21 protein-coding genes are annotated in these 21,407 nt (G+C 71.3%); 7 read left to right on the top strand and 14 right to left on the bottom strand.

Going from position 1 to position 21,407, the window contains the following annotated elements; all coding sequences use genetic code 11:
• Positions 1-40: 40 nt before the first annotated feature.
• The 4 genes from ASG51_RS06600 to mnhG are packed head-to-tail and all read left to right on the top strand — an operon-like array spanning position 41 to position 2,752.
• Positions 41-1,648 (top strand): monovalent cation/H+ antiporter subunit D, encoded by a 1,608-nt coding sequence (locus ASG51_RS06600; protein WP_056379825.1) that lies wholly within the window; start codon positions 41-43, stop codon positions 1,646-1,648.
• On the top strand, positions 1,645-2,133 hold the full coding sequence (locus ASG51_RS06595) for a Na+/H+ antiporter subunit E (RefSeq protein ID WP_056216337.1): 489 nt from the start codon (positions 1,645-1,647) through the stop codon (positions 2,131-2,133). Before ASG51_RS06600 ends, ASG51_RS06595 begins: the two co-directional genes overlap by 4 nt.
• Entirely contained in the window at positions 2,130-2,414 is a 285-nt protein-coding gene (locus ASG51_RS06590; RefSeq protein WP_056216335.1) for a K+/H+ antiporter subunit F, read from the top strand. Before ASG51_RS06595 ends, ASG51_RS06590 begins: the two co-directional genes overlap by 4 nt.
• The gene (gene mnhG, locus ASG51_RS06585; protein WP_056355404.1) at positions 2,411-2,752 is read left to right on the top strand and encodes a monovalent cation/H(+) antiporter subunit G; all 342 of its coding nucleotides are present in this window, start codon (positions 2,411-2,413) and stop codon (positions 2,750-2,752) included. Before ASG51_RS06590 ends, mnhG begins: the two co-directional genes overlap by 4 nt.
• A 196-nt stretch (positions 2,753-2,948) precedes the next feature.
• Here the strand turns inward: mnhG and ASG51_RS06580 are convergent, their stop codons facing one another.
• The 4 genes from ASG51_RS06580 to ASG51_RS06565 form a co-directional block, all read right to left on the bottom strand.
• On the bottom strand, positions 2,949-3,254 hold the full coding sequence (locus ASG51_RS06580) for a hypothetical protein (RefSeq protein WP_056277000.1): 306 nt from the start codon (positions 3,252-3,254) through the stop codon (positions 2,949-2,951).
• 7 nt (positions 3,255-3,261) lie between these two features.
• Positions 3,262-5,136 (bottom strand): PAS domain-containing methyl-accepting chemotaxis protein, encoded by a 1,875-nt coding sequence (locus ASG51_RS06575; RefSeq protein WP_244480075.1) that lies wholly within the window; start codon positions 5,134-5,136, stop codon positions 3,262-3,264.
• A 591-nt stretch (positions 5,137-5,727) separates the two neighbouring features.
• On the bottom strand, positions 5,728-8,019 hold the full coding sequence (locus ASG51_RS06570) for an EAL domain-containing protein (protein WP_156389608.1): 2,292 nt from the start codon (positions 8,017-8,019) through the stop codon (positions 5,728-5,730).
• A gap of 215 nt (positions 8,020-8,234) precedes the next feature.
• Positions 8,235-8,759, bottom strand: coding sequence for a methyl-accepting chemotaxis protein (locus ASG51_RS06565; RefSeq protein ID WP_056379823.1), 525 nt, complete (start codon positions 8,757-8,759; stop codon positions 8,235-8,237).
• 504 nt (positions 8,760-9,263) lie between these two features.
• On the opposite strand from ASG51_RS06565, the gene ASG51_RS06560 reads away from it, so the two are divergent.
• Positions 9,264-10,349: a PAS domain-containing protein gene (locus tag ASG51_RS06560; protein ID WP_056379821.1), complete on the top strand. Its 1,086-nt coding sequence runs from the start codon at positions 9,264-9,266 to the stop codon at positions 10,347-10,349.
• A gap of 42 nt (positions 10,350-10,391) precedes the next feature.
• On the opposite strand, the gene ASG51_RS06555 is transcribed toward ASG51_RS06560, so the two are convergent.
• The gene (locus ASG51_RS06555; RefSeq protein ID WP_056216322.1) at positions 10,392-10,574 is read right to left on the bottom strand and encodes a hypothetical protein; all 183 of its coding nucleotides are present in this window, start codon (positions 10,572-10,574) and stop codon (positions 10,392-10,394) included.
• A 320-nt stretch (positions 10,575-10,894) separates the two neighbouring features.
• Between ASG51_RS06555 and soxC the strand changes: the two genes are divergently transcribed.
• The gene (gene soxC, locus ASG51_RS06550; protein WP_056379820.1) at positions 10,895-12,199 is read left to right on the top strand and encodes a sulfite dehydrogenase; all 1,305 of its coding nucleotides are present in this window, start codon (positions 10,895-10,897) and stop codon (positions 12,197-12,199) included.
• Positions 12,200-12,215: 16 nt separating this feature from the next.
• The gene (locus ASG51_RS06545; RefSeq protein ID WP_082513902.1) at positions 12,216-12,788 is read left to right on the top strand and encodes a cytochrome c; all 573 of its coding nucleotides are present in this window, start codon (positions 12,216-12,218) and stop codon (positions 12,786-12,788) included.
• Between the two features lie 36 nt (positions 12,789-12,824).
• Here ASG51_RS06545 and ASG51_RS06540 read toward each other — a convergent pair whose 3' ends face one another.
• The 9 genes from ASG51_RS06540 to ASG51_RS06500 are packed head-to-tail and all read right to left on the bottom strand — an operon-like array spanning position 12,825 to position 21,391.
• Positions 12,825-13,841 carry an ABC transporter substrate-binding protein gene (locus tag ASG51_RS06540; protein WP_056379818.1) on the bottom strand — a complete coding sequence of 339 codons (1,017 nt, stop codon included), beginning with the start codon at positions 13,839-13,841 and terminating at the stop codon, positions 12,825-12,827.
• Between the two features lie 49 nt (positions 13,842-13,890).
• Positions 13,891-15,549 (bottom strand): thiamine pyrophosphate-binding protein, encoded by a 1,659-nt coding sequence (locus ASG51_RS06535; RefSeq protein WP_056379816.1) that lies wholly within the window; start codon positions 15,547-15,549, stop codon positions 13,891-13,893.
• Positions 15,550-15,588: 39 nt separating this feature from the next.
• Complete coding sequence (locus ASG51_RS06530; protein ID WP_056379815.1) at positions 15,589-17,319, bottom strand: FAD-binding protein; 1,731 nt, start codon at positions 17,317-17,319, stop codon at positions 15,589-15,591.
• Entirely contained in the window at positions 17,319-17,924 is a 606-nt protein-coding gene (locus tag ASG51_RS06525; protein ID WP_056216309.1) for a fumarate hydratase C-terminal domain-containing protein, read from the bottom strand. Before ASG51_RS06525 ends, ASG51_RS06530 begins: the two co-directional genes overlap by 1 nt.
• 28 nt (positions 17,925-17,952) lie before the next feature.
• Entirely contained in the window at positions 17,953-18,825 is an 873-nt protein-coding gene (locus ASG51_RS06520; RefSeq protein ID WP_056379813.1) for a fumarate hydratase, read from the bottom strand.
• Positions 18,826-18,849: 24 nt separating this feature from the next.
• On the bottom strand, positions 18,850-19,230 hold the full coding sequence (gene sdhC / locus ASG51_RS06515; RefSeq protein WP_056216305.1) for a succinate dehydrogenase, cytochrome b556 subunit: 381 nt from the start codon (positions 19,228-19,230) through the stop codon (positions 18,850-18,852).
• On the bottom strand, positions 19,227-19,556 hold the full coding sequence (locus tag ASG51_RS06510; RefSeq protein ID WP_056216303.1) for a succinate dehydrogenase: 330 nt from the start codon (positions 19,554-19,556) through the stop codon (positions 19,227-19,229). The genes sdhC and ASG51_RS06510 overlap by 4 nt, the downstream gene beginning before the upstream one ends.
• Positions 19,553-20,338, bottom strand: a complete 786-nt coding sequence (locus ASG51_RS06505; RefSeq protein ID WP_156389597.1) for a succinate dehydrogenase/fumarate reductase iron-sulfur subunit — start codon at positions 20,336-20,338, stop codon at positions 19,553-19,555. The genes ASG51_RS06510 and ASG51_RS06505 overlap by 4 nt, the downstream gene beginning before the upstream one ends.
• 3 nt (positions 20,339-20,341) lie before the next feature.
• A complete protein-coding gene (locus ASG51_RS06500; protein WP_082513901.1) occupies positions 20,342-21,391 on the bottom strand; it encodes an ABC transporter substrate-binding protein in 1,050 nt (349 codons plus the stop codon).
• Positions 21,392-21,407: the final 16 nt, after the last annotated feature.

Below are 21,407 nucleotides of genomic sequence, written 5' to 3'. Positions count from 1 at the left end.
CCCCCAGCATGAGGCGTTCCTCCGCGATGACCCGTTGCCGATGACCCCATCCGTCCTGACTGCCACCGCCGAGACCACCTGGTCGGACCACCTCGTGGTGCTGCCGATCGTGCTGCCGATCGCCGTGGCCGGGGTGATGTTCCTGTTGGACGAGCGGCGGCGCCGGCTGAAATCGGGGCTCAGCCTCGTCACCGTGCTTCTCCTCCTCGGCATCGCCCTGGTGCTGGCCCTGCGCGCCGAGGCGGCGGCCCAGGTCTATCGCCTCGGAAATTGGGACGCGCCCTACGGCATCGTCCTGGTGGCCGACCGGCTCTCGGCGCTGATGCTGGTGCTGGCGAGCGTGCTCGGCCTGTGCGCCCTCGTCTTCTCCTTCGCCCGCTGGGGCCGGGCGGGACCCCGCTTCCACGGCCTGTTCCTACTGCTCCTGATGGGCGTGAACGGGGCCTTCCTCACCGGCGACCTGTTCAACCTGTTCGTCTTCTTCGAGGTGATGCTGGCCGCCTCCTACGGCCTCGTCCTGCACGGCTCGGGCGAGATGCGGATCCGGGCCGGCCTTGGCTACATCGCCGTGAACCTGGTCGCCTCGCTGTTCTTCCTCGTCGGCGTCAGCCTGATCTACGGAACCATGGGGACGCTCAACATGGCGGACCTCGCGCGGCGGCTCGCGGCACCGGCGGCCGCCGAACCGGCCCTGTTCGAGATCGGCTGCGCCGTGCTCGGCATCGCCTTCCTGATCAAGTGCAGTGCCTGGCCCCTCGGCTTCTGGCTGCCGACGACCTACGCGGCGGCGAGCGCGCCCGCGGCGGCGATCCTCGCCATTCTGAGCAAGGTCGGCATCTACGTGGTGATCCGCCTCAGTCAGCTCCTGTTCGGTTCGGGCCTGTCCGCCAGCTTCGGCCAGACCTGGATCCTCGCGGCCGGGCTCGCGACCATGGCCTACGGCACCATCGGGATCCTGGCCGCGCGCGAGCTCACCCGGGCGGCGGGCTACGCCGTGATGATCTCGTCCGGCACGATGCTGGCGGTCCTGGGCACCGGCAGCGCCGCAGCGCTCGCGGGCGCCCTGTACTACCTCGTGGGATCGACGCTGGCCGCCGGCGCCCTGTTCCTCCTCGCCGAGATCCTGCAGCGGGGCCGCGCTCCGGGGCAGACCCAGCAGGCGGTCTTCGCCGACGAGTACCGCGACCCCTTCGACGACGCCGACGCGATCGAGATCGGCCGGACGTTTCCGGCGGCGGTCGCGCTCCTGGGAAGCGGCTTTCTCCTCTGCACGCTGATGCTCGCCGGCATTCCGCCGCTGGCCGGGTTCGTCGGCAAGCTCGCGATGTTCACCGGATTGGCCACGGGCCCGATCACGGCCTCGGCCTGGTGGCTGATCGCCGCCCTGACGCTCTCCAGCTTCGGCACCCTGGCGCCGCTGGTCCGTCTCGGCATCCAGAACCTCTGGGTTCCGAGCGACGACCCGCCCCCGGTGCTCCGCCCGCCCGAGTTCCTGGCTCTGGCCGGATTGCTCGCGGCCTGCCTGGCCCTCGCCCTCTGGGGCGGCCCGGCCCTCGCCTACGCGGACGCCACCGTCCAGTGGCTGGCGCAACCGCAGGATTACGTCCGGGCCGTCCTCGGCGCCGCCCATGGAGGAGCGGGCGCATGAGCCGGTTCCTGCCCTACCCGCTGCTGACGGTCGCCCTCGCCCTGACCTGGCTCCTGCTGAACGCCCCGATCACACCGGGAAGCGCCGCGCTGGCGCTCCTCGTCGGGGTGTCGGTTCCCGCCGTGATGCGGGCGCTGCAGCCCCGCGCCGTCCTCGTGCGCGCGCCGGGCACCCTCGCGCGCCTCGCCGTCGTCGTGCTCTACGACATGGTCCGGTCGAACGTCGACGTCGCCCGGATCATCCTGGGCCTGCGCCGCGGGGAGCGGCGCACCGGGTTCGTGACGATCCCCCTCGACCTGCGCGAGCCCTTCGGCATCACGGTCCTGTCGATCATCCTCACCGGCACCCCCGGCACGCTCTGGGTGCAGTACGATTCGCAGACCGGCTGCCTGCTCCTGCACGTGCTCGACTATACGGGCGGGGACGAATGGGTGCGGCGGGTGAAGGACCGCTACGAGCGTCCCCTGATGGAGGTCTTCGCATGAGCGCCACCGCCGTTCTCGACTGGGGGCTCGGCCTGGCCCAGGGAATGCTCGTGCTGGCGATGGCGCTCGCCGCGTGGCGGATGTTGCGCGGTCCACGCGCGCAGGACCGCATCCTCGGCCTCGACACCCTCTACCTCAACGGCATGCTGGCGATCGTGGTCCACGGCATGCGCACCGGCAGCGGCCTCTACTTCGAGGCGGCGCTGATCCTCGGCATGATCGGCTTCACCGCCACCGTGGCGCTGGCCAAGTTCCTGATGCAGGGCGAGGTGATCCAATGAGCGGCGCGGAGCTGCCGCTCTGGGCCGCCTGGCTGGTGGTCGCGCTGGCGGTCGTCGGAGCCGCCTTCTCGCTGACCGGAGCCCTCGGCCTCATCCGCCTGCGGACCTTCTACGAGCGCGTCCACGCGCCGACCCTCGGGGCGACGCTGGGCATGGCCCTGATCCTCATCAGTTCCATGCTGCTCCTTTCGCTGCTCGAGGGCCGGCTCGTCCTGCGCGACGCCCTGATCGGCGTGTTCCTTACCGTGTCGACGCCCGTCACGCTCCTGCTCCTCGCGCGGGCCGCGGCACATCGCGACCGCCACGAGGGCACGCCCGAAGCGCCGCCGGAGATCTGACGCTCGCGCCGGCCAGCGCCCGGCCGGGACGAACCGAACCGGCCCGGACGGACTTGGCTCGACAGGCTCACGCGCCCCGCCGGAATGCGGGTCGCACCGCCCAGCGGATCGGTGTTCCCGAGGATGCGTCCCGGGTTCGGGCGACAATCCTGCCGCCCAGGGGCGGGGCGCGTCGACAAGGATCGGCGGCCCCGGCTCAGAGCTCCGGCACGGCGTGAGGGTCGAGGACCGCCCCGTAGGTCAGGACGGCCCGTGCGAGGCGCGTCATGTTCTGCGCGGCCGCGTTGAGCCGGGGGACCATCGGATCGTCGGCCGGTAGCGCGGCGACCAGCAGGACGAGTGCGTCCTGAAGGCCCTGCAGCGAGCGCGTGATCGACGCGGAGGTGCCGGCGAGCCGATGGCGGCACCCGCCGGCCTCGAGATCCGCCAGGCCGGCGCGGTTCTCCGCCGGGCCGAAGCGGTGGGCGGACCGGTCGAACGGAAGGCCGGAGGTTTCGCGCATGGCCGCCTCACGCCGCCCGGATCTTGGCGAGGAAGCGGGAGACCTCGCCGTCGAGGTGCTCGGACTGGCGCGAGAGGTCCGACGCGGCGGTGAGGACCTGGGTCGCCGCGCTTCCGGTCTCCTCGGCCGCCCGGGCGACACCGGACATGTTGCTGGTGACCTCGCCGGTCCCGGTGGCGGCCTCGGTCACGTTGCGCACGATCTCCTGGGTCGCCGCCCCCTGCTGCTGCACGGCGGCCGCGATGGACCCCGCGACCGCGTCGATCTCCTTGATGCGCCGACGGATGCCATCGATGGCGCTCACGGCGCCTCCCGTCGCCCCCTGGATCCGCCCGATCTGCCCGGTGATCTCATCGGTCGCCCGGGCCGTCTGGTTGGCGAGTTCCTTGACCTCGGCCGCGACCACCGCGAAGCCGCGTCCGGCCTCGCCGGCCCGGGCCGCCTCAATGGTCGCGTTCAGGGCCAGGAGGTTGGTCTGGCTCGCGATGGCCGAGATCATGGCGACGACGTCGCCGATCCTGCGCACGGCCTCGCTGAGTTCCTGGACCAGGGTCGCCGTCTGTTCCGCCTCGGCGACCGCCTGGCCCGCCAAGTCCTCCGAGCCCGCGACCTGCCGGCTGATCTCGTCGACCGAGGCCCCGAGCTCCTCCGCGGCCGCCGCGACGGTGCCGACATTGGCGGCCGCCTGGCTCGCGGCGGCAGCTACGGCGGTCGATTGCTGTGCGGTCTCCGCCGCGATGCCCGACATGCCGGAGGCGGTCGCCTGCAGCTCGGTCGCCGCGGAGGCGACGGAGGCCAGGACGGCTCCCACCGTCTGCTCGAAGGCGTCGGCCAGTTGTACGCGCTCGGCCCGGTGGCGGGCCTCGGCCTCGACCCGCTCGCGCGCAGAGGCCTCCTCGAGGCGCCGGACCTGTTCCCGCTGCTCGACCTGGGCCGTCACGTCGATGGCGAACTTGGTGATCTGCACAGGTCGTCCGTCGGCGTCGAGCACCGGGTTGTAGCTGGCCTCGATCCAGACCTCGCGCCCCGCCTTGCCGATGCGGCGGAACTGCCCGGCCTGGGACTCGCCGCGGCGCAGGGCTTCCCAGAACCGGGCGTACTCGGCACTCGCGCGGTGGGCAGCGTCGACGAACAGGCCGTGATGCTGGCCGACGACCTCGGCCGCCGTATAGCCGACGGCGGCGAGGAAGTTGGCATTCGCCTCGAGGACGCGGCCGTCGAGGTCGAAGCTGATCACGGCCTGCGACCTGCGGATGGCGTCGACCTGCCCGCGAAGTGCGTTGGTCTCGACGGTCTGCGCCGTGATGTCGGTGGCGTACTTCACCACCCGCGCAACCTGGCCGGCGCCGTCGCGGATCGGATTGTACGAGCCCTTGATCCACACGGCCTTGCCGTCCTTGGCGACCCGCTTGAATTCGGCGACCTCCGCGTGGCCCGCCCGGAGGCCGTCCCAGAAGGCGGCGTAGGCGCGGCTGTCCCGGTAGGCCGCCTCCACGAACAGGCTGTGATGGCGTCCCCGAACCTCGTCGAGGGTGTACCCCATGACCGCGAGGAAGGCCGCGTTGGCCGACACGATGGTGCCATCCGGGGTGAACTCGATGACGGCCTGGGACGCCTCGATCGCGGCGAGGCGGCGCGCCTGGTCCTCCCGCTCGAGGCGGGGGGTGGCGTCGGTCCATTCCAGGACGTAGCCCGAGATCCTGTGGTCCTCCATCAGCGGCGTGACGGCGACGTCGAAGGGTCTGCCGCCCAGGCGGACCAGGGCGTCGTGCCGATGGCGCAGCCCGACGGCGACGATGGACTGGCCGGACAGGTCGCGGCAGAGGTCGTCGAGGCGGCGACCCTTATGGTCGGCTCCGCCCGGCCCGAGCAAGTCTTCCATGGCAGGATTCATCGTCGTGACGACCGACAATGCGTCGATCCCAAGAACCGGCATACGCAAGCCGCCAAACACTGCGGCGCCGGACCTCGACTTACGTGACGCTCCCATGAAATCGAACATCAGATATTTCTCCCCTTATGCTGACTTGCTGTTCGAATCTTCGCGATGACCGATCCAGAACATCACATCATTGTGAGACCGCACCACTTGACGATATCTGAATCAGATATTTAGCCCGGCACTGGAAAATTGTCTTTCCGCGGCCCGGACGGCTAAAAAAACCATTCTTTCGTCGTGAGACCGACGATCGTGACGGATTTTCTGCCATTCTTGCGCCTTCTTGGCTCTTGGATCAGGCCTGTGCGAAGGGCGTCTGCGAGCCACCGTCACCCCGGCAGAAGGGCGGTCCGACCCGCTCCGGCCCGGCCTGGCTGGGTCCGGCGGGACGACCGAAGGAGGTTCGGGACCGAAGCATCCCTCATCCGCACCAGGTCAGGTCGCTCAGGGCGCGCAGCGGCCGCGTTCCGGGTCGGTCGGCGCCCACGCATCATGGGCGGCCCACGGGGCGACCGCGGTGATCCGCCGCGAGCCTCAGACGATTGCCAGCGCGGTCCGCATCCGTGCCTGATCCGGCACCGGCGAGGACGTCGCCTCGATGCGATCGATCAAGGCCATCACCTCGGAAGCGGGCCGCGCGGGGCTGTAGAGGAAGCCCTGTGCGACGTCGCAGCGCTTGGCGCGGAGGACGTCGAGCTGCGCCTGGGTCTCCACGCCCTCCACCGTCACGTTCATCGAGAGGGCGCGCGCCATCCGGGCGATCGCCTCGACGACGGCGACCTTCTCGGGCCGCCCCTGAAGGTCGCGCACGAAGGAGCGGTCGACCTTCACCTTGTCGAAGGGAAATTCCGTGAGGTAGCTCAGGCTGGAATAGCCCGTGCCGAAATCGTCGAGGGCGATACGCACCCCCTGGGCACGCAGCCGCTTCAGGTTCTCCAGGACCTCGTCGCCGTGGTCGAGCAGGACCGATTCGGTGATCTCGATCTCCAGGCGTTCGGGCGCCAGCCCCGTCTCCCGCAGGATGGCGGCGACCTCCTCGTGGAAGCTCGGCCTGCGCATGTGGATGGAGGAGATATTCACCGCGACGCACAGGTCCGGCCATCGGCGCGCGTCGGTGCAGGCGCGGCGCAGGGCCCAGCCGCCGATCTCGACGATGAAGCCGGTGGCTTCCGCGATGGGGATGATCTCGCCCGGCGAGACCCAGCCGTGCCCGGGCTTGTTCCAGCGCAGGAGCGCCTCGAAGCCCGTGACCCGCCCGCTGCGCATGTCGACCAGCGGCTGGTAGTGCAGTTCCATCGCGTCGGCGGCGAGCGCTTCGCGCATGTCCGTGTCCAGCTGACGCTGACGATGAGCGCGCTCCTCGAGGGACGGGTCGAAGCTGTGCCAGCGCCCCTTCCCGGCCGATTTGGCGCTGTAGAGCGCGAGGTCTGCACGGGACAGGAGGCTCGACGGATCGATGGCGTCGTCCGGCACGCAGGCGATGCCGACGCTCACGCCGATCTCCACATGCGCCTCATCGATCCGGAAGGACTGTCGAAGGGTGGATACGATGCCTTTGGCCAGAAGCTCGGCCGCAGCCTTGCCGGCCTGTGGGGCGACCACGGCGAACTCGTCGCCGCCGAGGCGGTACGCCGTGGCCTCCGACCCGCAGAGGTCCGTCAGGCGCTGGGCGACCTGCCCGAGAAGACGGTCGCCGATGAGATGCCCGCGGCCGTCGTTCACCGCCTTGAACCCGTCGAGATCGAGGTAGAGCAGTACGCCCCGGCCCGCTCCCGAGGACGCCTCGCCGCAGAGATCCTGAAGGGCCGCCTGGAGCGCCGCCCGGTTGGGCAAGCCGGTCAGATTGTCGTGGCCGGCGAGAAAGGCGATGCGCGCCTGCGCCTCCCGGCTGGCCGTCACGTCCGATCCCACGCCGCGATATCCGACGAAGGTCCCGAGGGCATCGAAGACGGGCCGGCCGTTTAGGGTCAGCCAGCGCCTGCCGTCCCGCGTCCGGAGCCGCACAGTGTGATCGCGGAACGGACTCCGCGCCGCGATGGCGGTCAAGACGGCATCGATCCCGGTCGCGCCCCCGGCCTCGTCGGCGAAGTCCCTCAGGACAGCCTGGAGCGTGCGGTGGCGAAGGGCAACCGGATCGACGCCCAGCAGGCCGGCGATCGGCTCGAGGGAGGGCCTTAGGCGGCCGACGGTGTCGATCTCCCACAGCCAGTCGCTCGTCCCCTCGGCGAAGTCCTTGAGCAGGAGCTCGATCGTCTCGCTCTGGGCCTGCACCACGACGCGGTCCCGGATGCGCTGGTAGGCGTGCCCGCACAAGCGACGCGCGCTGACGAAGACGAAGGTCGCGTAGAGGGTCAGCAGCAGGGCAACGGAGTGGCCGACCGGTCCCTCGCACCCCGCCAGGCCGATGAAGATGCCGGCGACCACCGGGACCACCGCCAGAAGGGCGAGGGAGAAGACGGGGCCGGCGACGTAGGCGTGCGAGATCAGGGCGGCGCAGACGGCGCCGACGACGACCCGATAGGCATTGTCGAGGGTCGGGAGCAGGACGGCCGGCATCGTCGCCCAGGCGAGGCCGCGCCCGAACGCGAGCAGGTGCAGGACCCGGAAGGCCCCGCGGGTGGAGGGGCAGGACGCGCCCCCGCCGATGACACCCCGGTAACGGTGCGTGGCGACGATGGCGGCACCGCAGAGCGTCGTCACCGCCGCGGCCAGCACGGCGAGGTAGGTCTTCGCGGCGATGTCCCAGAAGATGGCGGCGAGCGAAAGCGCCACGGTCGCCTGGGTGAAAGCGGAATAGCGGCCGAGTTGCAGCGTCTCGCCGAGCATCGCCGCGCGGACCGCCGCACCCAGCCGTGCTTCGTCTTGGGAGGGGGAGGCCGGGGTATCGGCCTGCCCCGGAGCGGTCTCGACCCCTTCCGGGCCGGCATCGCCGATCGCACCGGTGGTGCGCCCATCGTCCAGGACCGCGAAGCGATCCCGGGATCCGTCCGGGGATCCGTCCCGTCGACCGGATAGGCCAGGGTGTGCGGAGACGGGCGGCATCAGGCGGCCATGCTGCGAGAGGCTGCGCGGCCTTGCCGGGTCGAGGCGTCGACCTCGCGGGTGGAGACCTTGATCAGACCCCCGTTCTGGCTGAACTCGGTGACGGCGACCGTCATCACCTGCATGCTGGCCGACATCTCCTGGGCCACCGCAGCCTGCTGCTCGACGGCGGTCGAGGAGGCCGCGATGTCGTTCGTCGGCCCGATGGTCTCCCCGATGCGGGCGATCACGGTGGCGGCCCCCCGGGCGGCGGATTGGGTGCCGGTGATCTGGCTTCCGACGCTCGGGGTCGCCTTCGCCGTCTGGGCGGCCAGGCTCTTCACCTCAGCGGCGCCGATGGCGAAGTGCTGCCCCGGCTCCCGGGCCGGCGCCGCCTCGATGGTGGGGTTCCGTGCCAGGCGGCTGGTCCGGCGGGCGATCTCGCCGACGGAGGCAGCGAGGCCGTCGAGGTCGAACTCGATCGACTTTTGGGAAGCATCAAGCGCACCGAGCTTCGATTTCAGTTCATCGCCACCCCAGAACATCGCCATCCCCATGCAACGGACAGGCTGCCGTTACTGGTGCAAACTAGGCATGCGGACATAACGCAAACACAGGCAAATCCCCGAAACTCGGGGGTATCTCCAAATTTTCGCGTCGCATTTTCTGTCATCCGCGGTCTAACTACCAAGGCTCGCACCCAGCTGAAACGAATTCTGTCATGCTCATCCTCAAGTGCGGCCAACGAGCCGGAACTGATGACCGAGGCGTTGAAGCCGGTCTTCGGGTGGGAAGGCGGGCTCTTCACCGTCGAGGCGCGATTCAATCGTTTGTTTTCGCGCCTGTTTTCGTCCACGCGGAGACGAAGACGCGCATGCCGTCGAATGAGCCGTGCGCCCCTCCCCGCAGCGCATCCCGGGGGGCATCACGGTACGAATGCCAAGCCAGGTGTCTTTTCACCCATTGGCAAGTCGCTTCGGAACTATAAGGACAGCAGGCAGGTCGAATCGCTGGAGCCGAAGGGGAAGCCTGTGCCCACGAGAGTTCTCATGCGCCCCCAGACGGCATCCGATGGCAATGGAACCCTGCGGGCGTTCTCCTCCCGGCACTTTCTCAAGCTCATCGAAGACACCGGCAAGGTGGGCTTCTGGTCCGCGGATCTTCGCAGAGAAGAGGTCGACGCGTCGCCGGGACTCTACCGTATTCTCGGCCTGGACCCGGCCTCCCGCGTAACCTTCGGGTTCGGCCTGGACATGATCCACCCCGACGACAAGGCCGCCCACGCGGATCAGATCGCGGTGCTGCGGAATGGCCAGCCGATCAGCCGCGAGTTCCGGATCATCCGCCCGGACCGCACCCAGCGCTGGCTGTTGCACCATGCCGAGGTGATCCTGGGGCAGGACGGCAAGCCGAACCAGGGCATGGGCGTGGTGTTCGACGTGACGGCGCGTCACGATGCCATGAATGCGGTCATGCAGCGCCACGACCGCCTCAACGCCCTGATCGCCGCGACCGCCGCGGTCTTCTGGCTCAACAAGGCGAACGGCGAACCCAGCGAGATGCCGCAATGGATGGCCCTGACCGGTCAGAGCCACGCGGAGATGGAGGGCATGGGCTGGCTGAACGCCGTCCATCCCGATGATCGCGCCCGGACCCAGGCGGCCTGGATGACGGCGGTCGAGCACACGGCGCCCTACAACACCGACTACCGGGTGCTGTGCGCGGACGGCATCTACCGCTGGTTCAACGCCCGCGGCGCTCCGGTCCTGAACCGCGACGGCTCGGTGCGGGAGTGGGTCGGCGTCTGCCTCAACGTCCCGGGCCGGAATCGATACGGCGCCTCCGGCACCGAGGCGTCGCCGCCGCCCTCCCCGCAGGCGACGGCCACGGCTTCGGCCGAGGCCGGACTGACCTCGGGACAGGTGCGGGCCGCCCGCGGCCTGACCGGCCTGTCGAAGGAGGAACTGGCCAAGCTGGCCAACGTCTCCGTCTCGACCTTGAACCGCCTGGAGGATTCTAATTCCGCCATCCAGCCGCGACCCGACACGATCCTGGCCGTGCGCCGGGCTCTCGAGGGGGTCGGCGTCGAGTTCATCTTCGAGGCGGGGAAGAAGCCGGGCGTCCGCGAGGCGTGAGCATCGCGGGGCGACGGGATCGGGCCGCCCCGGACGGATCGCTCAGTTGGCCGTCCGATGCGACGCGGCCGGCGCGAAGGTCCACCCGTTCAGGGAGCGGGGGATCGGCAAGCGCGCCAGGTCCAGCCCGCACGCGGCTTTGTAGGCGTGCTCCTCGGTCAGCATCCGGAGCCCCTGCTCCGCCGTCTCGCAGGTTCCGAGAACGTCGTGGTCCAGCAGAACCACGTAACAATCCTTCTGCCCCAGGAGCGTTCGCTGGATGCGGAATGCTCCCTGAGGCGTATCACAGAGCCAACAACCACCCATGGCGCGCACCTCCGCCTGAGATCCGGGAGCGAGATCATGCGGCACGCACCCGATCCCTGTCCAGAACCTTAATGCATACCTTTTGATCTGACATGCAAAATTCCGCTTCCGCCGCCGGCGAGGCCTGCCCGTCGCGACGCTGTGCGGGCGGAGACCCGAAAGGGGATGACGGAATCGGGTGAGCGGTCCTACACTCCGCGCTGCCGAGGACGGCCCCGACCCGGTGAAGGAGACGCAGCGTGAGCGGACCAGAATCCGACGAAGACCGCGTCCGGAATACCACGGAGGTCGCGTCGAGGTCGCGCCGGTCCTTCCTCGCGCGGGGCACTGCCCTCGTCGGCGGCGGCCTCGTCGCCGCACGCGCGGCGGAACCGGCCGCGGCGGCGTCCCCGGCCGGCGGTCCGCCGGGCGTGCCGCCCTGGATGACGACTCCCGGCGCGGAGACCGGGGCGCAGCCCTACGGGACGCCGTCGCCGTTCGAGAAGACCGTCGTCAAGAACATTCCGAAGACCCTCAAGCAATACACCTCAGCATCGGTGCGCACGCCGCTGCAGGAGCTCGACGGGATCATCACGCCCAACGGGCTGTTCTACGAGCGCCACCATGGCGGCGTCCCCGCGATCGACCCGGCCCAGCACCGCCTGATGATCCACGGCCTGGTGGAGCGGCCCTTGGTCCTGACCATGGACGACGTCCGGCGCTTCCCGAGCGTGTCGCAGATCCACTTCATCGAGTGCTCGGGCAACCCCGACTTCAAGGCGATCCGGGCGGGCCGCACCGCCTCCGACCTGGTGGGGCTGGTGAGCTGCGCCGAATGGACGGGCGTGCGCCTCAGGACGGTGCTGGAGGAGGCCGGCCTCCAGCCGGGCGCCAAGTGGGTGATCGCCGAGGGCGCGGATGCGGCCGCGCTGACCCGCAGCCTCCCGATCGGGAAGTGTCTCGACGACGCGCTGCTCGTCTACAGCCAGAACGGCGAGCGCCTGCGCCCGCAGCAGGGCTACCCCCTGCGCGTGCTCCTGCCCGGCTACGAGGGCAACATGAGCGTGAAGTGGCTGCGCCGGCTCAACGTGACGGACGCGCCGGCCTATTCCCGCGAGGAGACGGCCAAGTACACCGACCTGATGCCGGACGGGACCGCGCGGCAGTTCACCTTCACCATGGAGGCGAAGTCGGTGATCACGCGGCCGTCGGGGACGCAGCGGATCGGCCCCGGCTTCAACGAGATCACCGGGATCGCCTGGAGCGGGCGGGGCACGATCGCCCGTGTCGAGGTCTCGGTGGACGACGGCCGGAGCTGGCAGGCGGCGCAGCTCCAGGCGCCCGTCCTCGACAAGGCGCTGACCCGGTTCCGCCTGGCCTGGACCTGGAACGGAGAGCCCGCCGTGATCCAGAGCCGGGCCACCGACGAGACCGGCTACGTGCAGCCGCTCTTCTCCGAACTGGCCGGGGCCCGGGGCCTGAACTCGTTCTACCACAACAACGCCGTCATCCCCTGGCGCATCGCGGAGAGCGGAGAGGTGTCGAATGGCTATCCCAAGGCGTGACGGCACCGCCCTCCGGATGGCCCCCAGGGCCGCGATCGGCTTGGCCGCGACCGCCCTGGCCGCCATCGCCATAGCGGCGACAGGGTTGGCCGCGATCGCTTCGGCCGGCCCGGCCTCGGCCGAGACCCGCTACGGGATCGGGCGCCCCGCCACCGCGGCGGAGGTCGCCGCCTGGAACATCGACATCGACCGGGACGGCCGGAAGCTTCCCGCCGGCCGCGGCAGCGTCGCCCAGGGCGGCGCGCTCTTCGCCGAGCGCTGCGCGTCCTGCCACGGCGCGAAGGGCGAGGGCGGCCTCGGCGACCGGCTCGTGGGCGGCCAGGGCACCCTCGCCTCGGCCCAGCCAGTGAAGACGGTGGGCAGCTTCTGGCCCTATGCCCCGACGCTGTTCGACTACGTTCGCCGCGCCATGCCGATGGACGCGCCGCAATCGCTCACGGACGACGAGGTCTACGCCGTCGTCGGCTACCTGCTGAACCTGAACGGCCTCCTGCCGGACGACGCCGTCCTAAAGGCGAGGAGCCTCGCCGCCGTGCGGATGCCCAACCGCGACGGCTTCGTGCCGGATCCGCGCCCCGACGTGCCCTGAGGCGCGGTGGACGAGGCCTCGGCTGCCAAGCTGGACTCAACTGCCGGGTTTGGCGTGGACGTTGGCGAAGAACAGCTCCCGCCAGTCCCGGGCGCCGCGGCGGATCGTTTTCGTGCGGGCCATGAAGGTGACGACGGGCAGGATCGCCTGGGGCGTGGTCGTGAAGCTGACCTGGGGCGAGGCCAGGATCGACGCGATGAGGCCGACGTCGGAGCCGTCGCGGGCGAGGCGCACATAGGCCTGGGCGGCGGCCCGGGGGTCGCCCGCGATGGAGGCGACCACCTCCTCCAGGGCCGCCGTGAACGCGGCGTGGAGGGTGGGATTGGCCTCCACGAAGGCGGCGGAGGCCCAGACCACGTTGAAGGTCGAGGGTCCGCCGAGCACGTCGAAGGAGTTGAGGATCGTCCGGATGCCGGGCCTGCGCAGCTCCAGCTCCTGGATCGGCGCGGCGGTGAAATGCGCGGTCACCTCCTGGCCGGCCAGGAGGGCGGCCATGCCGTCCGGGTGCGACAGGGTCACGGTCAGGCGGTCGAGGTCGTTGCGCCGCGCCTCCCCGAGCGCCTTCTCGGCCGCCATCTGCAGGAACATGGCCTGAACCGAGACCTTCACGGCCGGCAGGGCGATCTTGTCCCGGTCAGTGAAGTCGGCGAGCGAGCGGATGCGCTCCGCATTGGTGTTCATGAGGAGCGGCATGGCGTTCATCGCCGCCACGCCCTTCACCGCCATGGCGGTGCCCTCGGTCTTGGACCAGAGCAGGACGAGGGGCGGCACGCCGCCGGCCACGAACTGGATCGAGCCGGACAGGAGCGCGTCGTTCATCGCGGCCCCGCCCGCCAGGGTGACGTAGCGGACCCCGAGCCCCGACAGGCCCCGGGCCGCGGCGTGGGTCTGGAGCAGCCCCTGCTCCTCCATGAGCATCAGCGGCAGGTGTCCCAGGCTCGGCTGGCGCGCGATGGTGACCGCCTGCACTTCGGCCCGGGCCGGGCGCAGGCCCCCGAGGAGGGGCAGTCCCGCGCCGAGCAGTCCCCGGGCCAGTACGTCGCGTCGGCGCATGTGAACCTCCCTGGACCGGACTCGCGATGGGCGATGCGGTCGGCCCGCCTTACGGAACGGAAATCTTCGGCCTGCGGATCACCGGGGCGGGCACGCTCTCGATCAGCACGTTGAGGCAGGCCGGCAGGCCGCTGGCCTGCGCCTCCTCCAGGGCCCCGGACAGGTCCTCGGCCCGGGTGACGAGGGCCCCGTGGCCGCCCAGAGCCGTCACGACCCGGTCGTAACGGGAACTCAGGAGGTCGCAGTGGCGCGCCCGCGCCGCGCCGTACTGGCGCAGCTGGATCTGGTACTCGGCGTTCCAGCGGGCATCGTTGCCCACCACGGCGATGAAGGGCAGGCCGTAGCGCACGGCGGTGTCGAACTCGGCCATGTGGAAGCCGAAGGTGCCGTCCCCCAGGACCGCCACCACGGGCCCCGCCGGGTCGTGGAGGCGGGCCGCCAGGGCGAAGGGCAGCGACGCGCCGATGGTGCCCGAGACCCCGTTGATGAGGCGCCGGGGGGCCTGCATCAGGGCCTGGGGCCATTGCCCGATCTCGCCCCCGTCGCAGATCAGGGTGCCGCCGGGATGCCGGTCGAGGAAGGCGGCGACGCCGCGGCACAGCTCCACCGGATGGAGGCGGCCCTCGGGGCCGCGCCGGTCGTCCCAGTCCGGGGGCCGGTACGCCACAGCCGCCCGCACGGTGGCCGGCCAGTCCGTCCCCGCGCGCGGGCGCCCCCCGGCGCAGGAGCCGGCCAGGGCCGCGAGGGTCGGCAGCGCATCGGCCGTGCCCGAGACGGCGAGGCGGGCCGGATCGACCCGCGCGACGAGGGCGGGGTCGGGGTCGACGACGACGAAGCGGCAGTCCGGCGCCACCGCGGGCGCCTCGCCGAACTTCAGGGTGAAGTCGAGGGGCTTGCCCACGAGCACGAGGCAGTCGGCCTGGGCCAGCACCTCGGCGAAGGCGCCCAGACTCGGATCGTTGAGGCCGCGCGGGCTCTCCATCCCGAGGACGGGCACGCCCGAGGCCGCCTCCAGCGCCGCCATCCGGGCGCGCCCCTCGGCGCCGCAGGCGACCGGGCCGCACAGGATCAGGGGGCGCTGCGCCCGGCCGAGCTCCGCCGCCACCGCCGCGACGAGGTCGGCGCCGGGCGCGCCGACCCGGATCGCGGCCTCGGCGGGTGCCGGGGGAGCGGCCGAGAGAGCGGCCGGGGCCTGCGCTTCCAGGAGGTCGACCGGCAGGCTGAGATGCACGGGCCCCGGCCGGCCCGCGCGGGCGATCCGCAGGGCCCGGGCGACGTCGTCGGCCAGGGTGTCGACGGCAGCCGCCGTCCACGAGGCCTTGGTCATCGGCCGGGCGATGTCGGCCTGGGCGAGTTCCTGGAAGGCGCCGCGCCCGAGCTCCGACAGGCCGGCATGGCCCGAGAGCAGGAGGACGGGGCTCTCCGCCGCCAGCGCCGTGAACAGGGCGGCGGCGCCGTTGGTCTGCCCCTGGCCGCCGGTGACCAGGGCGACCCCGACCTCCCCGGTCAGGCGGCCCCAGGCATCGGCCATGTGCACGCAGGCGGCCTCCTGGCGGACATGCACCACCGCGATATCCGTGCCCAGCAGGGCATCGAAGATCGGCATGATGTGGTTGCCCGACAGGGTGAAGATGCGGCGGACGCCGAGGCGCTCCAGCGTCTCGACGACGATGTCGGCTCCGCGCGGCCGGCCCCGGGACTGGTCCATGGCGTCTCTCTCGGCGATCCGTCGGGTGGGGGCGCGGCCTCAGGCCGCCGCATCGAGGAGGGAGGCCCCCGGGCGCACATGGGTGAAGGCGACGGGCTCCAGGGTGACGTCGAGCCCCTCCCCGGCCTGGCGCACCACGGTGTAGTGCGAGGTGGCGAGATCGGAGGCGTCGGGGAAGTCCTCGCGAAAGTGCGCCCCGCGGCTGTCGGTGCGGGCCAGGGCCGCGGCCCGGATCGCCTGGCTGACGCGGACGAGGTTCTCGAGGTTGAGCCGGTCCATCCAGGTCAGGTTGTAGCGGCGGTCGCCGTCGGGGATGCCGGCCTCCGCCACCGCGGCCGCGAGGGCGTCGAGGCGCTCCCCGGCCCGGGCCAGCCCGGCCGCGTCGCGCAGGATGCCGACATCGTCCCACATGGTGGCGTAGAGGGCCTCCCGGATCGCCTCCAGGTCGCCGGCCGGGCGCCCGAGAGGGCCGTAGGCGCGGGCGAGCCCCGCCTCGATCGCGTGAGGATCGGGCTCGGCGAGGCGTCGCACGCCCCGGACGTCGCGGGCCATGGCGGAGCCGGCCAGGCCCCCGAACACCGTCGAGTTGGCGACGCCGTTGCCGCCGAGGCGGTTGGCCCCGTGCACCCCGCCGGTATCCTCTCCGGCCGCGTAGAGGCGCGGCAGCTCGGTGCCGCAGCCGGGGCGGAAAGCGACCCCGCCCATCATGTAATGGGCGGTGGGGATGACCTCGACCAGGCCCCCGGCGAGGTCGAAGCCGCAATCGGCGCAGCGCTCCACCATGCCCTTGAACTTGGCGGCCACGTCCGCGGGGCCGAGATGGCTCATCTGGAGGTAGACGCCGCCATGGGGGGTGGCGTGGCCGTCGCGGATGCGCCGCATGATCGAGCGGCTGACGACGTCGCGGGTCGCCCGCTCCGCCCGCGGGTCGTAGTGCTGCATGAAGCGCTCGCGGGAGGCGTCGAGCAGGTAGCCGCCCGCGCCCCGCAGCCCCTCCTCCAGCACCGTGCCGGTCATCCGCGTGCCCGCGCCCGCCAGCAGGCCGGTGGGATGGAACTGGACCATCTCCATGTCGCGTAAGGGCAGGCCGGCGCGGAGCGCCATGGCGAGGCCGTCGCAGGTCTTGTCGCCGGAGGGCGTGTGGAACTTGTACATGGTCGGGCCGCCGCCCGTGGCGAGCAGGGTCGCCCGGGCGCGGACCAGGACCGGGATTCCGGTCCGCATGTCGAGCATCAGCACGCCGGCGAGGCCGGAGCCGTCGGCGGCCGGGATCAGCTCGAGGGCGCGGTGATCCTCCAGGCGCTGGACGTCCCGGCGCCAGACCTGCTCGGACAGGCGGTTGATGATCTCGATGCCGGTGAGGTCGCCCTTGTGCACGGTGCGGTCGAAGGTCTGACCGGCGAAGGCCTTCTGGTGGACGCTGCCGTCGGGGTTGCGGTCGAAGAAGCAGCCGAGCTCGGTCTCCAGTTCGCGGATGCGGACCTGCGCCTCCGTGACCAGGGTCCAGGCCAGCTCCTGGTTGTTGAGCCACTTGCCGCCCTCGATCGTGTCCATGAAGTGGCGCTCGACCGAATCGCCCGGGGCGAGGGCGACGTTGTAGCCGCCCTGGACCATGCGGGTGCAGCCGCACTTGCCGAGCAGGCCCTTCACCGCGACGGTGACCTGGAGGTCGGGGGCGGCCTTCTTGGCGTGGAGGGCGGCGAACAGGCCGGCGCCCCCCGAGCCCAGGATGAGGATGTCGGTCTCGACGGTGGTCGGCACGGCGTGCATCAGGCGGCTCCCAGGCTCTCGATGACGGCATCCCGCCGGCTGGCGACGTCGCGCTGGACGTCGGCGAAGAGCGAGCCGCCGTGGGAATCCATGCCGACCAGGAGGGGGCCGAAGTCGCGGATCGCGAACTTCCACAGGCTCTCGGGGTGGAGGTCGTCGAGGTCGATGTCGTCGATCCGCTCGATCCAGGTCGTCTCCAGGGCGGCGGCGCCCCCGACGATGGCGAGGTAGGCGCCGCCGTGTTCGGCGAAGGCCGCGAGGGTCTGGGGGCCCATGCCGCCCTTGCCGACGATGAGGCGCACGCCCTCGCGCCGCATCAGGGCGTCGGTGAAGCGCTCCATCCGCATGGAGGTGGTGGTGCCGATGCAGAACGGCGCGTAGCCCACCGGCGCCTCGGGGGAGACCGGTACGCGGTGGACGTTGGGCGCGGTGTGGATCACCGCGTGGCCGGTGAGATCGAGATGGGTCCGGCGCCCCCGGTCGAACATGTGGATCAGGGTGGCGTCCCGGATGCCGAACAGGGTCTTTCGCAGGGTGACGGTGTCGCCGACCTTCAGGGCGCGGACCTGGGCCGCGTCGACCGGCATGTCGAGAACGTGGTGCATGGCGCAGGCCCTCCCGGAGGCGGCGATTTCAGTCGAAGGCGATACCGCCCGGCGTGAAGGTCGCCCTCGCCCGGCGGGCCGAGTGGCACTGAATGTTCACCGCCACCGGGTTCTGGGTGATGTGGGTGGCGGCGATTTCCACATGCACGGCGAAGCTGGTGGAGCGCCCGCCGAGCCCCTGGGGGCCGATGCCGAGCTCGTTGACGGCGCGCGACAGCTCCGCCTCGATCCGGGCGCCGTCGGGATCGGAACAGGCGGTCCGCAGCTTGCGGGTGGCCGCCACCTTGGCCAGATGCATGCACAGGTCCGAGGTGCCGCCGATGCCGACGCCCACGATGGTGGGCGGGCAGACGCGGCCGCCGAGCTCGATCACGCGGTCGATGACGAAGCGCTTGACCGCGTTGATGCCGTCCGAGGGCAGCAGCATCTGCAGGAACGAGCCGTTCTCCGAGCCCGAGCCCTTCGGGATCATCTCCACCGAGACGGTCTCGGGCCGGTCGTCGAAATCCACATGGATGATCGGCACGCGGATGCCGCAGGAGGTCTGCTCGTTCACGCGGGTGATCGGGTGGACCACGGAGGAGCGTAAGGAATGCTCGGTGGTCGCGCGTTCGCAGCCGCGCCGGATCGCGGCCTTGAGGTCGGCGCCCTCGAAATGCACGTCGCGCCCGATCACCACGTTGTAGATCGGGATGCCGGTGTCCTGGCAGAGGATGTTCTTGGTGCGCTCGGCCACCGCGATGTTCTCCACCATGGTGCCGAGGATCGCCCGGCCGGTGGCGCTGGTCTCCTCGCGGGCGAGATCCGCGAAGCCCGCCTTGATGTCCGGCGGCAGCAGCTTCAGGGCGCGGACGTAGAGGTCCTTGCACACCGCTTCGACTTCGGTGAGGTCGAGATCCATGCCGGTCTCCTTCGAAGGGTTGGCTCAGGCGCCGCCGAGCAGGAACAGGAGCCCCACCGCGAGCCCCGCCGCCACGCAGGCGGAGACGACGAGCGCCGTCCGCTCCCGGGTGACGAACCACTCGAGGGCCAGCACGCGCAGGCCCAGGACCATGTGCAGGGCCAGCGCGCTGACGAGGCCCCATTCGGCCGCGCGCACGAAGCCGTTGTGGGTCAGCCCGAGGAAGCTCTCGAGGCGGTCGGCCCCCTGCAGGGCGGTGCCGAGGGCGATGAAGTGCATCGGCAGGAACAGCGCCAGGGCGATCCCCGAGAGGCGGTGCAGCAGGGCGGCGGCGAAGCCCGCGCGCGGACGGGCGGCGCGGAGGCTCCTTGGCCGCGGGGCGGCGGTCTGCGTCCCGGCGCTCATGCGACGTAGACCGCGAGCGCCGCGCGCAGGCCGAGGACGACGAGGAGCGCCGCGACGGCGAGCATCGCCCCGTCGAGGGAGCGTCCGCGCCAGGGCGTCCACTCCCGCAGGATGCTGCGCAGGCCGATGGGCGCGTGGATCGCCGCCGCCACCACGAAGACGCCGTAGAACACGAGGAAGGCCAGGTTGCCCTGCGTCCGGCCCAGGATCTCCCCGGCGGTGAGGCCGCCGCGCACGGCGTACAGGATCGTGCCGAGATGGACCGCCACCGCCACCGCCAGGATCCCGGCGGTGCCGCGCTGCGCCACGTAGAGGAGCGGGCTCATGCCGACCTCCGGAAATGCCGGGCGCTGAGCCGCTTCAGGGCCGACCGGGCGGTGGCGCGCTTCAGCCCCGCGATGGCGAAGGTCGGCGCCAGGGCCTTGGGGCAGTGCTCGGTGCAGCTCATGTGGGTGTGGCAGGACTGGCAGCCGGCATCCCCGGACACGGCCTCCAGCCGCGCCGCCTGGCCCCGGTCGCGCACGTCGTTCACCAGGGTCCAGGCCCGGTTGAGGGCGGCCGGACCGAGATAGTCCGGGTTCCAGGCGACCACGTCGCAGGCGGCGTAGCAGACGCCGCAATTGATGCACTCGATGCCGGCATCCACCGCCCGGCGCGCGGGCGAATCCGGCGCCACCGCGGCGAAGTCCGCGGGCGGCGCGTCGCCGGGCTCGAAGGCCCCGTGGGCGGCCGTCCACTTCTCGAAGAACGGCTCCATGCCGACGGCCAGGTCCTTGACCACCGGCAGGTTGCGCAGGGGCTCGAGGGTCAGGCCGTCGTCCTCCGCCACCGCCGCGACCCGCGTGCGGCAGGTCCAGCGCGGGCGCCCGTTCACCGTCATGGCGCAGGAGCCGCACATGCCGACCCGGCAGGCGAAGCGGTAGGCGAGCGTGGGGTCCTGCTCGCGCTGGATCTCGGTGACCACGTCGAGGATGGTCTGGGCCGGGCGCCGCGCCACGGTGAAGGCCTGGAAGCCGCCGTCCCGCCGGATGCGCACTCTCAGCGTCGCGCCGGGCACGGCCTCGACCGTGGGATCGGCCGGGGCGGGGACGGGAACGGACACGCTCATGCCTCAGCGCTCCGCCTTGGCGGCGGCGCCGGGAAAGAACAGCTCGCTCTGGTCGGCGGCCTTGGCGGCCACGAGGCCGGCGCGGTTCATGTAATCGAGATAGGCCAGCATGTTCAGGGGCGCGCTGGTCCACTGGGTCTGCGGCGCGCGGATGATCTCCACCGCCTCCGCCGCGGTGAGCCGGGCGTTCTCCGCCTTGATCCAGAGGGCGGCGACCCGGGCGGGCTCGGCCTTGATGAGCGCCAGGCTCTCCTCCAGGGCGGCCCGGAAGGCGGCCACGATCTTCGGGTTGGCGGTGACGAAGCGATTGCTCGCCCAGACGAGGTTGAAGGTGTGCGGCCCGCCGAGGACGTCGTAGCTGTCGAGCACCTTGCGGGCCTTGGGGTCCTTCAGCTCCAGCTCCTGGAACGGAGGCGAGCCGAAATGCGCGGTGATCTCGGAGCGGCCGCCGAGCATCGCCGTCTGCGCGTCGGGATGGCCCATCGAGACCGTGAGGGGGTCGAGCTTGCCCTGCTGGCCCGGCCCGAAGGCCTTCTCGGCGGCCATCTGCAGGGTGATCGCCTGGATCGAGCTCTTCACCGTGGGCAGGGCGATCTTGTCCTTCTCGGTGAAGTCCTTGATCGAGGACACGGCCGGATTCACGGTCACCAGCCAGAGCGGCATCGCGTTGAGGGCCGCCACGCCCTTGATCATCAGGTTGCCGCGGGTGCGGCCCCAGATCGTCAGCATCGGCCCGACGCCGCCGGCGGCGAAGTCGAGGTTCCCCGAGAGCAGGGCCTCGTTCATGCCCGAGCCGCCGGTGAAGCGCAGCCACTCCGTCTGGAGCTCCAGGCCCTGCTGGCGGGCCTGCTTCTCGAGGAGCTTCTCCTCCTCCATCACGGTGAGCGGCAGGTAGGAGATGCCGAACTGCTTGGCGAGGCGCACCACGGAGGCCTCCGCCCGGGCGGATCCGGCGCCGGCCGACAGGGTCGCCGAGACCGCTGCCGAGACCAGGGCCGCGGCGCCGCAGAGCCGGATGAGACGGCCAAAAGCCACGAGACGGCCACGTGCCATGTGTTCCTCCTGCGTC

It is taken from the genome of Methylobacterium sp. Leaf465 (genome assembly GCF_001424705.1).
GTDB lineage: Bacteria > Pseudomonadota > Alphaproteobacteria > Rhizobiales > Beijerinckiaceae > Methylobacterium.
Note: the sequence above shows the minus strand (reverse complement) of the source record. Positions and strands in the feature narration are given on the sequence as shown.

Excerpts from the sequence above, each read along its gene's own strand:
- ASG51_RS06600 (WP_056379825.1), top strand. The coding sequence starts at position 41 with ATGACCCCATCCGTCCTGACTGCCACCGCCGAGACCACCTGGTCGGAC.
- ASG51_RS06595 (WP_056216337.1), top strand. The coding sequence starts at position 1,645 with ATGAGCCGGTTCCTGCCCTACCCGCTGCTGACGGTCGCCCTCGCCCTG.
- ASG51_RS06590 (WP_056216335.1), top strand. The coding sequence starts at position 2,130 with ATGAGCGCCACCGCCGTTCTCGACTGGGGGCTCGGCCTGGCCCAGGGA.
- mnhG (WP_056355404.1), top strand. The coding sequence starts at position 2,411 with ATGAGCGGCGCGGAGCTGCCGCTCTGGGCCGCCTGGCTGGTGGTCGCG.
- ASG51_RS06580 (WP_056277000.1), bottom strand. The coding sequence starts at position 3,254 with ATGCGCGAAACCTCCGGCCTTCCGTTCGACCGGTCCGCCCACCGCTTC.
- ASG51_RS06575 (WP_244480075.1), bottom strand. The coding sequence starts at position 5,136 with ATGGAAGACTTGCTCGGGCCGGGCGGAGCCGACCATAAGGGTCGCCGC.
- ASG51_RS06570 (WP_156389608.1), bottom strand. The coding sequence starts at position 8,019 with ATGCTCGGCGAGACGCTGCAACTCGGCCGCTATTCCGCTTTCACCCAG.
- ASG51_RS06565 (WP_056379823.1), bottom strand. The coding sequence starts at position 8,759 with ATGTTCTGGGGTGGCGATGAACTGAAATCGAAGCTCGGTGCGCTTGAT.
- ASG51_RS06560 (WP_056379821.1), top strand. The coding sequence starts at position 9,264 with ATGCGCCCCCAGACGGCATCCGATGGCAATGGAACCCTGCGGGCGTTC.
- ASG51_RS06545 (WP_082513902.1), top strand. The coding sequence starts at position 12,216 with ATGGCCCCCAGGGCCGCGATCGGCTTGGCCGCGACCGCCCTGGCCGCC.
- ASG51_RS06540 (WP_056379818.1), bottom strand. The coding sequence starts at position 13,841 with ATGCGCCGACGCGACGTACTGGCCCGGGGACTGCTCGGCGCGGGACTG.
- ASG51_RS06535 (WP_056379816.1), bottom strand. The coding sequence starts at position 15,549 with ATGGACCAGTCCCGGGGCCGGCCGCGCGGAGCCGACATCGTCGTCGAG.
- ASG51_RS06530 (WP_056379815.1), bottom strand. The coding sequence starts at position 17,319 with ATGCACGCCGTGCCGACCACCGTCGAGACCGACATCCTCATCCTGGGC.
- ASG51_RS06525 (WP_056216309.1), bottom strand. The coding sequence starts at position 17,924 with ATGCACCACGTTCTCGACATGCCGGTCGACGCGGCCCAGGTCCGCGCC.
- ASG51_RS06520 (WP_056379813.1), bottom strand. The coding sequence starts at position 18,825 with ATGGATCTCGACCTCACCGAAGTCGAAGCGGTGTGCAAGGACCTCTAC.
- sdhC (WP_056216305.1), bottom strand. The coding sequence starts at position 19,230 with ATGAGCGCCGGGACGCAGACCGCCGCCCCGCGGCCAAGGAGCCTCCGC.
- ASG51_RS06510 (WP_056216303.1), bottom strand. The coding sequence starts at position 19,556 with ATGAGCCCGCTCCTCTACGTGGCGCAGCGCGGCACCGCCGGGATCCTG.
- ASG51_RS06505 (WP_156389597.1), bottom strand. The coding sequence starts at position 20,338 with ATGAGCGTGTCCGTTCCCGTCCCCGCCCCGGCCGATCCCACGGTCGAG.
- ASG51_RS06500 (WP_082513901.1), bottom strand. The coding sequence starts at position 21,391 with ATGGCACGTGGCCGTCTCGTGGCTTTTGGCCGTCTCATCCGGCTCTGC.